Genomic DNA, 9,236 nt, shown 5'->3' with positions numbered 1-9,236 from the left:
CTCTTTTTTTCCTTAGCCGGGCACAATTAATTTTTTTTGTGACCGTAGATACTCTTTTTTTCCTTAGCCGAGCACAATTAATTTCCTTTTGTAACCGAAAAGAGCAATTTTCCATTTTTTCGATCACATTTCCTTACCGAATAGAACAAGTTTTCCCATTCAAAAAGCAGATGCATTCTGCATCTGCTTAAGTTAGTTGTTGTTTTATCTTTTCAAGCAAATATGGGACGGAATGGAAAGCGTAGATGGTTTCTTTCACCGTGCCGTTTTGAATAAATAATAGACATGGTACGCTTTCAATTGCAAAATTCTTAGCTAAATCCGGATAATAATTCAAGTTCATTTTTCCCATTTTGACATCTACAAGTTCCTCCACGATTTGCAGCATCCTTGATGCAAGCTGACAGGTGCCGCATAGTGGTGTATAAAAATATAACAGCCCGCTTTCATCATGATCGAGGAAAGCAGCCAGATCATCTCGATTCCATTCGTTCATAATCACATTATCCCATTTCTAAAAACTCAGTATGAACATCGATATTCGCCCCTAGGAGAACAGTCGCCAAATGGTGCACTGGTGCAGTTGCAACCTCGCGATACATCCGATCAATATATAAATGTTCAGCCTGTGGAAACTCCCGTTTGAATCGTTTGCGAAGTTTCTCACCGGCAGCATCAGAATCAACAAGAATATAGACATCCTTGTTTTCAAGAAAATCAATCAATTCATCTAATTTGGTGTGACTAATGGTCCCATTTGTACAAATGATTTCAACCGGTTCCTTTACAATACTCTTTACCTTATTTTTATCTGATTTTCCTTCGACAATAAGAACTTTGTCAACATACGAATCATTCATATCCACATCACCTGTAATAGAAGTTGTTTATGTTAACATATTCTAAAATATTGATTACGTGTGCCCTCTTCTTAGTATGTTAACTATAGCATTATTGTCATTATAAAAATAGAGTATTGCTCATAGGATACAGCTGTTTTACTTTACATTTTATTATAGTTTCCCCAATTTTAGTAGAAGGAAAAGTGGGAATTTAAGAGAAAAAGCACCTTCACAAGGTGCTTTCCAAATCAATAATTATTCTTCCTTCGTCATCTCATCGTATTGTTCAGCAGTCATAAGGTTATCTAATTCGCTGCTATCAGATAGTTCAATCACAATCATCCATGCCTTTTCAAATGGTGATTCATTTACGAATTCAGGACTGTCACTTAAATCTTCGTTTACTTCCACAACCTTACCGCTGACAGGTGCGTAAAGCTCAGAAACGGTTTTAACAGATTCAACACTGCCAAATGGTTCGTCAGCCGTTACTTCATCTCCGACTTCTGGAAGCTCAACGAAAACGATATCCCCTAATTCATGCTGTGCAAAGTCTGTAATCCCAACGCGTACTCTTTCCCCTTCAACCTTTACCCATTCATGTTCTTCTGAATAACGAAATTCTTTTGGTGTGCTCATTAGCTCTAATCCCTCCATATTTTTTTTAATCTATCATCGAAATATATCGATTTCCATTAGTAAATTGTGAAGAGTAGGCTTAAAGCCACATTTTCTCATACTCTTCTTCTTTAAAGCCCACAGTGACACGTTCACCATCCGTTAAAATCGGCCTTTTGATCAGCATCCCGTCAGATGCTAGCAAATCAAGCAGTTCATCATCGGTAGCAGACTTCATTTTATCCTTGATCCCTAATTCCCGATATTTTAACCCGCTCGTATTAAAAAATTTCTTTAATTCCAAGCCGCTTTTCTGATAAAACGCCTGCAACTCTTCGCGCGTTGGGGGCTGTTCAACAATATGTACTTCTTCATATGAAAGCTGATGGGCATCCAGCCATTTCTTTGCATTTCGGCATGTGCCGCATTTTGGATACCAGTAAAAAGTCAAAGACATTCGTTTCACCACCTATTTACTAAAAAAATGATGTGACCGCGTCAATAGAATATTACCATAACGTTTTTCAAAATCCTAACAAGAGGCCTAAAAAGTTCTCCATAGGAAAAATTCGACTAATTTCGTAAAAGTCCTTCCTTAGTATGATAATTATTTTTCAAAAAAATAAGCTCCCTTCACACTGGAAGGAAGCCCTGATTAATTAAACAATATAGCGTTCAGCTTCAATTAATACGTTTGCTGCTTCGCGTTTTTTCGCTATTACGTTGAGTGGGGTATGGCGAGTAAATTTACGAAGAGAAGACAACATCATTCGAAGTGTATCGCCTTGTTCAACAGCTACTAAAGTTTCTTTTGCATCTGCTTCAATTTTGTTGAATGCTTCTTGGCAGAAGATTTGCGTATATAGGAGCTTTTGGTTGCTCTTTTCTACGCCTTCTTTTGCAATTGCCTTTTCTGTACGTAAAACAACTGACTCCATTGCATAGACGTTAGATGCGATATCCGCGATATTGGCGAGGACTTCCTGCTCTTTTTCAAGAGCCTTGCCAAATTTTTGTGCCGCCAATCCAGCTGCCAATAAACCAATCTTCTTCGCATTTTTCACTAGATATTTTTCTTGAGCAAGCGGCTCTTCGCCAGGTTCTTCCGGCATTAACATCATTAATTCTTCTTGAAGCGCCATCGCTTTTTGGAACAGCGGCAGCTCACCTTTAAATGCTTTCTTCAAGAAGGTGCCTGGCACCAATAGACGATTGATTTCATTCGTTCCTTCAAAGATTCGGTTAATACGGGAATCACGGTAGGCTCTTTCAATTGGATACTCCTGCATAAAGCCATATCCGCCATGAATTTGTACGCCTTCATCGACCACATAATCTAACACTTCACTGGCAAAGAATTTATTAACCGAGCACTCGATTGCATATTCAGCAATCGAATTAGCCACCTTTTTAATATCCTTGGCATCTTCAGTTGAAAGCTGGCCTTGGTTATCTTCATACAATCCAACCGTACGGTACACAGAGCTTTCTGCTGCATAAATCTTAGATGCCATTGTGCCAAATTTTTCTTTTGTTAAATTGAATTGAGAAATAGGTGTTTTAAATTGCTGACGGCCATTTGCATATTTAACGGTCATTTCAAACGCGGATTTAGAACCACCAACAGCGCCGACTGCTAATTTGTAACGTCCAATGTTTAAGATGTTAAATGCAATAACGTGACCGCGCCCAAATTCACCTAATAAATTTTCTACAGGGACAGGAACATCCTCTAAAATAAGTGTACGTGTCGATGAGCTCTTGATCCCCATTTTCTTCTCTTCAGCGCCAGTGGAAACCCCTGGGAACTCTCTGTCGACGATGAAGGCGGTGAAGTGCTCGCCATCTACTTTTGCATATACAACAAAGACATCCGCAAAACCCGCGTTTGTGATCCACTGCTTTTCACCGTTTAGAATATAATGAGTACCTTCAGCATTTAATTTAGCTGTTGTTCTTGCGCCTAGGGCATCGGAACCTGATCCTGGCTCTGTTAATGCGTATGCAGCAAGCTTTTCACCTGAGGCAAGAGCAGGTAAATACTTTTTCTTTTGCTCCTCATTACCAAATAAAACAATTGGCAGGGAGCCGATCCCAACGTGAGCTCCGTGGGAAAGTGAGAAACCTCCGGCCTTTGACATTTTTTCAGTAAGGAGTGAAGACGTGATTTTATCTAATCCTAAGCCATCATATTCTTCAGGTACGTCAGCTGCTAAAAGACCAAGTTCACCTGCTTTTTTGAGCAGCTTTACAGTACGATCGAATTCATGTTTTTCTAAATATTCAACCTGTGGAAGAACATCTTTTTCAACGAAGTCTTCAGCTGTCCTAGCAATCATTAAATGCTCTTCTGTAAAATCTTCCGGTGTTAACATATCTTGGCAAGAAATATCTTCGATTAAAAAGCTTCCGCCTTTAATATATTTTTTTGTTTCGTTTGTCATTATACTTTCCTCCTAATCTATTTTGTTAAAGCAATTCGAATACGCCGGCAGCACCCATTCCGCCGCCAATACACATCGTTACGACACCAAATTGCTCATTTCTGCGCTTCAATTCATGAATGAGTGAGAGTGTTAATTTTGCTCCGGTACAGCCAAGCGGGTGACCGAGAGCAATCGCACCGCCATTGACGTTGACGATTTCTTCATTTAATCCAAGTTCACGGATGACTTGGAGTGACTGGGAAGCAAACGCTTCATTCAATTCGAACAAATTAATATCGGAAAGCTCTAAGCCAGCAAGTTTAACGGCTTTTGGAATGGCAACAACCGGGCCGACTCCCATAATTTCAGGCGGTACGCCGCCGACAGCAAACGATCTGAATTTTGCTAATGGTGTTAAGCCAAGTGATTCTGCCTTTTCACGGTCCATCACCATCACAGCGGCGGCCCCGTCACTTGTTTGCGAGGCATTTCCGGCTGTCACAGAACCTGTTACCGAGAAGGCAGGACGAAGCTTCGCAAGTGCTTCAAGGTTTGTATCTGGACGAACTCCTTCGTCTTGTGAAAATTGGATTGTTTTTTCAACTAGTTTATTGTCATTTCCAACCGTACGAATCGTCACATCGACTGAGACAATTTCATCTACAAATTTCCCTTCTGCAATCGCTTTGGCGGCACGCTGGTGACTTCTGACCGCAAAGGCATCCTGATCTTCTCGGGAAATGCCATACTTTTGCGCTACCTGCTCTGCAGTATGACCCATTCCCATATAATATTGCGGTGCCGTTTCGGCTAGTTTAATATTCGGACGAACAACATGGCCCATCATTGGGATCATGCTCATTGATTCCGCGCCGCCGGCAATCGCTGTATCTGTGTGTCCAAGCATGATTCCTTGCGCAGCATAGGCGATGGCCTGTAAGCCTGACGAACAGAAACGATTTATGGTGATGGCAGGGACTGTATACGGAAGTCCTGCTAACGCTCCGATGTTTCGTGCCATGTTATTTCCTTGTTCTGCTTCCGGCATCGCACAACCCATAATTAAATCATCAATATTTCCTTCATAATTCCCAGCACGCTTTAATGTTTCTTTTACAACCAACGCTCCCAAGTCATCAGGGCGAACATGGGCGAGCGTTCCTTTCTTTGCCTTACCAACCGGGGTACGAGCTCCGGCAACGATTACCGCTTCTCTCATGCAAGTTCCCTCGCTTTCTTTCAAATTATCTATCTATTTTTTCGAAATGGGCCCAAATTATCGAGCCCTATATCAGTTTCTTAACGGTTTTCCCTTCACAAGCATATGCTGCATGCGCTGCTGTGATTTTGGCTCTGCAATCAGGCTTAAGAAAGCCTCTCTTTCTAGATCTAATAAATATTGCTCTTCTACTTCCGTTCCTAACGGCACTTTACCGCCGGCAATCACATAGGCAATTTTCTTGGCAATTTTCAAATCATGCTCAGAAATATAGCCAGATAAGCGCATTGCTTCTGCACCAAGCAGCAACGTCGCATAGCCAGTTTCACCAACTACCGGAACCTTTCTGCGCACTTTTGGCATATAGCCTTGTTCAGATAGGCTAAGTACAGCTTGTTTCGCATCATAAATCAGATGGTCGCTATTGATGCTAATTCCATCAGATGAATCTAAGAAATTATTTTCCCTTGCTTCTTCCGCGGATGTAGAAACCTTCGCCATCGCAATCGTTTCAAACACTTTGTTGGCAACATTTTGCAAGTCAAATGGAACACCGTTTGGAAGGTTTTCTAAGTGCTTCATGTAAAGCTCTTTGTTACCTCCTCCGCCCGGCAGCAGTCCGACCCCCACTTCGACAAGCCCCATATATGTTTCAGCTGACGCTTGAATATGTGCTGCAGGAAGGCAAACCTCTGCACCTCCGCCAAGTGTCATCCCAAATGGTGCAGCGACAACAGGCTTAGAGCTGTATTTCACTTTCAACAAGGCACTATGCAGGTGGCGAACAATCATATCAAGCTCATAAATATTGTCATCCTGTACTTCCATTAACATCATCGCTAGGTTTGCACCGACACAGAAGTTCTTTCCTTGATTACCGATGACAAGACCCTTATAATTTTTCTCTACTTCATCAACAGCAAAATTAATCATCTGGACGATATCGAGACCAATCGCGTTGTTAGGTGAATGGAATTCTAGAAGTGCAACACCGTCGCCAAGATCAATTAAACTTGCGCCGCTGTTCTTTTTAATTACACCTTTTTGTTTCTTGATTTTTTTAAGGTCAATCGCCTTTGGATTGTATTCCACTAGTCTATATTGGCCATTATGATAGAAGAACAGCTCGCCATTTTCTTCTAAATAGAAAGAAGAATTTCCTTTTTCCAGCATTTCAGTAACCCATGCAGGAACTTCCACACCAGCTTCTTTCATCTTTTGAACAGATTTTTCAACACCAATGGCATCCCATGCTTCAAATGGACCCATTTCCCAGCCAAAGCCCCATTTCATTGCGCGGTCAATCGCAACGATATCGTCAGCAATTTCACCTAATAACTGTGCAGAATAGACAAAAGATGCAGTGAAGGTATTCCATAAAAATTGTCCGGCACGATCATTCGCATAGACAAGCGCTTTCAATTTATTCGCCGTACCTTTTTCCTGCTTGGCTAATTCGACTGCAGGTGTAGACAGTTTTTTTCGAGGTCCATATTCTAATATATTGGGATCCAGTTCAAGAATTTCTTTTCCTTTTTTCAAGAAGAACCCTTGTCCGGACTTACTTCCAAGCCAGCCTTTTTCAATCATCGCTTTTAAAAAGGCAGGGACTTCAAACACTTCTTTCTCTTTCCCGCTCACTTGTTCGTACACGTTACCAGCAACATGATAGAACGTATCCAATCCAACCACATCAAGAGTACGGAAGGTGGCACTTTTTGCTCGGCCAATTAATGGTCCTGTGATGGAATCGACTTCGCCGACACTTAAGCCTGCTTTTAGCATTTCTTGAACAGTGACAAGGAGGCCATACGTACCAATCCGATTAGCAATAAAGTTTGGTGTATCCTTAGCGACAACAACGCCTTTTCCTAACACATCCTCACCAAAGGTTTTCATGAAGGAGAGAACTTCCGGGTCAGTGTATTGGGTCGGAATTACTTCTAATAATTTAAGGTAGCGCGGGGGGTTAAAGAAATGTGTTCCAAGGAAATGCTTTTTGAAATCGTCGGAACGGTTCTCCACCATTGCTTCTACGGAAATTCCAGAAGTGTTAGAGCTGATAATACTACCTGGCTTACGGCATTGGTCAACCTGTTCAAAAACCTGCTTTTTAACGCCTAGGTTTTCCACAACTACTTCGATTACCCAATCAACATCCTTTAGTTTCACTAAATCGTCTTCCAGATTCCCTGCTTCAATGAGATTGAGGTTCTTTTTAGCTGTCAGTGGAGCCGGCTTTTGCTTCAATAATTTTTGAATGCTTGTTGCACTGATACGATTACGTACTTGTTTGTCAGCTAATGACAATCCCTTTGCTTCTTCTTCTTTCGTTAACTCTCGTGGCACAATATCCAACAATAGCGTCGGAATGCCGATATTTGCTAGGTGGGCAGCAATTCCTGAGCCCATAACTCCAGATCCTAGGACAGCTGCTTTTTTTATCAATTGGTTCAACATTGTCTCCCCCTTCAAACTTTGAATGAACACTCATTCATTTTCTTGTCAAAAAAATTTATTTTTGAATGAGTTCTGCTACTATTTACTATAAAATATTTCGAAAATTTGTGCAATCTATAAACGCGGAAAATTGAAATTTTTTTGAACTTTTATTTTTGGCAAAATAATTCTCCCCGTTTGGGCATGCTATTTCCTGAGGTGATATTGATGGCGAGAATGAAAAAGAATCCTTCAAAAGCAGGCGTTAGTGCCGCTAGTGTGAAAGGCAATGGCGGACCAGGCAACGAAGAAGCTCACTTGGATAAAAAAAACAGCCAGAATAATCAATACAAGAGGTAGTAAGAAAAGCGGAAGCGCAACTTTTGCAGTGTATAGACTGAACGATAGGGATCCGATGTTGACTTATCGCAGGGAGAAGATCGAATTTATCTCACCGCTGGACGACGGAGCTAGACAAGAATCAGGCTAATTTGTTCAGCCTGATTCCTGTTTTGTATAAAAGTTTCATTGGGAGAAACCATAATGTCATAAAGATATCTTTGAAATAGGAGGGTACACTATGCAGCAGCAAAATATGAATATGCCAAATATGAACATGCAGCAGCCGCCAGGAGTGATTTCAACAAAGGATTCGCTTTACTTAACCGACATGATGTCGTGGAATTTACTTTCTGCAAAAAAAGCTCACTTTTTTGCCCAACAATGTCAGGATCCTGAGCTGAAGGCAGAAGCAGAAAAGTGCGGACATATGCATCAGCGTCATTATCAACAGCTTCTTCAGCACTTAGGCCAGCATGCGAATCAGCAGCAGCCATTAAACAATATGCAGTAGAAACGAAAAGCAGAAGCGCCATGTTCAAATGCGTTATAGGGAGAATTATTGATTGGTAAGCAGAGCGCAGCCAAATGTTAGTCTCTCTTAATGCCTACAGAAAGCGATGGCTTTCTGTAGCCAGGCAAAAGACAAGCAGACGAGAAGTTGCTCTTTAACCTTCTTGACTGATTGGCTAATGACCCCGAGCCCTTAGGCGCTGAAGCTAGACAATAAAGGAGGTATTTTCAATGAACCAAAATCAACAAAAGATTCAAAACCCGGAAACACAGGTAGCTAAAACCCCGCAAATGAATGATCGCGATTTCATCACTGATTTACTAACAACAGAAAAATATCTGACTACCTCTTACAGTATGGCGCTGCATGAAGCAAGTCACCAAGGGCTATATCAGGACATTATGAAGATTTTTACGGAAACGGAACAATGCCAGCGTGACATTTATGACCTTATGTTTAGAAAGGGCTGGTACGCAATCGAAGCAGCCGACCAACAAAAACTGCAACAATCTTATCAGCAGTTTCAGGGGTATACCAATCAATTTCCGACAGGCGGGACGCTTCAATAAGACAAAAGCCAGGAGGATTTCTATAATGGGTTTGTATGTAGTGTAGGTGCAAAAAAATAAAACACAAAGGAAATTTCTGGTCAATTCACAAGTTTTCCATTACTCAATTCAAAGGAAATTACACATTTAGTTTTGTCCTAGATGAGTTTTGTCCTTCATTGAACTTATGAAGGCTATTTCTCTAGTTTTCTTGATGAGTTTTGTCCTTCATTGACCTTATGAAGGCCTTTTCTCTACTTTTCTTGATGTGTTTTGGCCTTCATTGACCTT

At 41.1% G+C, this 9,236-nt stretch carries 10 protein-coding genes; 3 read left to right on the top strand and 7 right to left on the bottom strand.

Features of this window, described 5'->3' with window-relative positions; translation table 11 throughout:
* Window positions 1-187: 187 nt before the first annotated feature.
* The 7 genes from V7150_RS04975 to V7150_RS04945 form a co-directional block, all read right to left on the bottom strand.
* Window positions 188-496 carry a thioredoxin family protein gene (locus V7150_RS04975; protein WP_335514294.1) on the bottom strand — a complete coding sequence of 103 codons (309 nt, stop codon included), beginning with the start codon at window positions 494-496 and terminating at the stop codon, window positions 188-190.
* Between the two features lie 7 nt (window positions 497-503).
* Entirely contained in the window at window positions 504-860 is a 357-nt protein-coding gene (locus tag V7150_RS04970; protein ID WP_283920069.1) for a toprim domain-containing protein, read from the bottom strand.
* 237 nt (window positions 861-1,097) lie between these two features.
* Entirely contained in the window at window positions 1,098-1,481 is a 384-nt protein-coding gene (gcvH, locus tag V7150_RS04965; protein WP_335514289.1) for a glycine cleavage system protein GcvH, read from the bottom strand.
* A 79-nt stretch (window positions 1,482-1,560) separates the two neighbouring features.
* The gene (locus V7150_RS04960) at window positions 1,561-1,917 is read right to left on the bottom strand and encodes an arsenate reductase family protein (protein ID WP_335514286.1); all 357 of its coding nucleotides are present in this window, start codon (window positions 1,915-1,917) and stop codon (window positions 1,561-1,563) included.
* Between the two features lie 202 nt (window positions 1,918-2,119).
* Window positions 2,120-3,904, bottom strand: coding sequence for an acyl-CoA dehydrogenase family protein (locus V7150_RS04955; protein ID WP_335514284.1), 1,785 nt, complete (start codon window positions 3,902-3,904; stop codon window positions 2,120-2,122).
* Between the two features lie 25 nt (window positions 3,905-3,929).
* On the bottom strand, window positions 3,930-5,105 hold the full coding sequence (locus V7150_RS04950; RefSeq protein WP_335514281.1) for an acetyl-CoA C-acetyltransferase: 1,176 nt from the start codon (window positions 5,103-5,105) through the stop codon (window positions 3,930-3,932).
* A 72-nt stretch (window positions 5,106-5,177) separates the two neighbouring features.
* Window positions 5,178-7,565, bottom strand: coding sequence for a 3-hydroxyacyl-CoA dehydrogenase/enoyl-CoA hydratase family protein (locus tag V7150_RS04945; RefSeq protein ID WP_335514278.1), 2,388 nt, complete (start codon window positions 7,563-7,565; stop codon window positions 5,178-5,180).
* A gap of 207 nt (window positions 7,566-7,772) precedes the next feature.
* On the opposite strand from V7150_RS04945, the gene V7150_RS04940 reads away from it, so the two are divergent.
* The 3 genes from V7150_RS04940 to V7150_RS04930 all read left to right on the top strand — a co-directional run bounded on the left by V7150_RS04940 (window position 7,773) and on the right by V7150_RS04930 (window position 8,966).
* Window positions 7,773-7,904, top strand: a complete 132-nt coding sequence (locus V7150_RS04940; RefSeq protein ID WP_283920075.1) for a YuzL family protein — start codon at window positions 7,773-7,775, stop codon at window positions 7,902-7,904.
* A 220-nt stretch (window positions 7,905-8,124) separates the two neighbouring features.
* Entirely contained in the window at window positions 8,125-8,397 is a 273-nt protein-coding gene (locus tag V7150_RS04935; protein WP_335514275.1) for a hypothetical protein, read from the top strand.
* 230 nt (window positions 8,398-8,627) lie between these two features.
* The gene (locus V7150_RS04930) at window positions 8,628-8,966 is read left to right on the top strand and encodes a spore coat protein (protein WP_335514273.1); all 339 of its coding nucleotides are present in this window, start codon (window positions 8,628-8,630) and stop codon (window positions 8,964-8,966) included.
* Window positions 8,967-9,236: the final 270 nt, after the last annotated feature.

Source organism: Neobacillus drentensis (assembly GCF_036965245.1).
Lineage (GTDB): Bacteria > Bacillota > Bacilli > Bacillales > Cytobacillaceae > Neobacillus > Neobacillus drentensis_G.
This window is presented reverse-complemented; position numbering and strand designations above follow the sequence as displayed.

Coding starts and splice junctions, on each gene's coding strand:
- V7150_RS04930 (WP_335514273.1), top strand. CDS start 8,628: ATGAACCAAAATCAACAAAAGATTCAAAACCCGGAAACACAGGTAGCT.
- V7150_RS04975 (WP_335514294.1), bottom strand. CDS start 496: ATGAACGAATGGAATCGAGATGATCTGGCTGCTTTCCTCGATCATGAT.
- V7150_RS04950 (WP_335514281.1), bottom strand. CDS start 5,105: ATGAGAGAAGCGGTAATCGTTGCCGGAGCTCGTACCCCGGTTGGTAAG.
- gcvH (WP_335514289.1), bottom strand. CDS start 1,481: ATGAGCACACCAAAAGAATTTCGTTATTCAGAAGAACATGAATGGGTA.
- V7150_RS04935 (WP_335514275.1), top strand. CDS start 8,125: ATGCAGCAGCAAAATATGAATATGCCAAATATGAACATGCAGCAGCCG.
- V7150_RS04970 (WP_283920069.1), bottom strand. CDS start 860: ATGAATGATTCGTATGTTGACAAAGTTCTTATTGTCGAAGGAAAATCA.
- V7150_RS04960 (WP_335514286.1), bottom strand. CDS start 1,917: ATGTCTTTGACTTTTTACTGGTATCCAAAATGCGGCACATGCCGAAAT.
- V7150_RS04945 (WP_335514278.1), bottom strand. CDS start 7,565: ATGTTGAACCAATTGATAAAAAAAGCAGCTGTCCTAGGATCTGGAGTT.
- V7150_RS04940 (WP_283920075.1), top strand. CDS start 7,773: ATGGCGAGAATGAAAAAGAATCCTTCAAAAGCAGGCGTTAGTGCCGCT.
- V7150_RS04955 (WP_335514284.1), bottom strand. CDS start 3,904: ATGACAAACGAAACAAAAAAATATATTAAAGGCGGAAGCTTTTTAATC.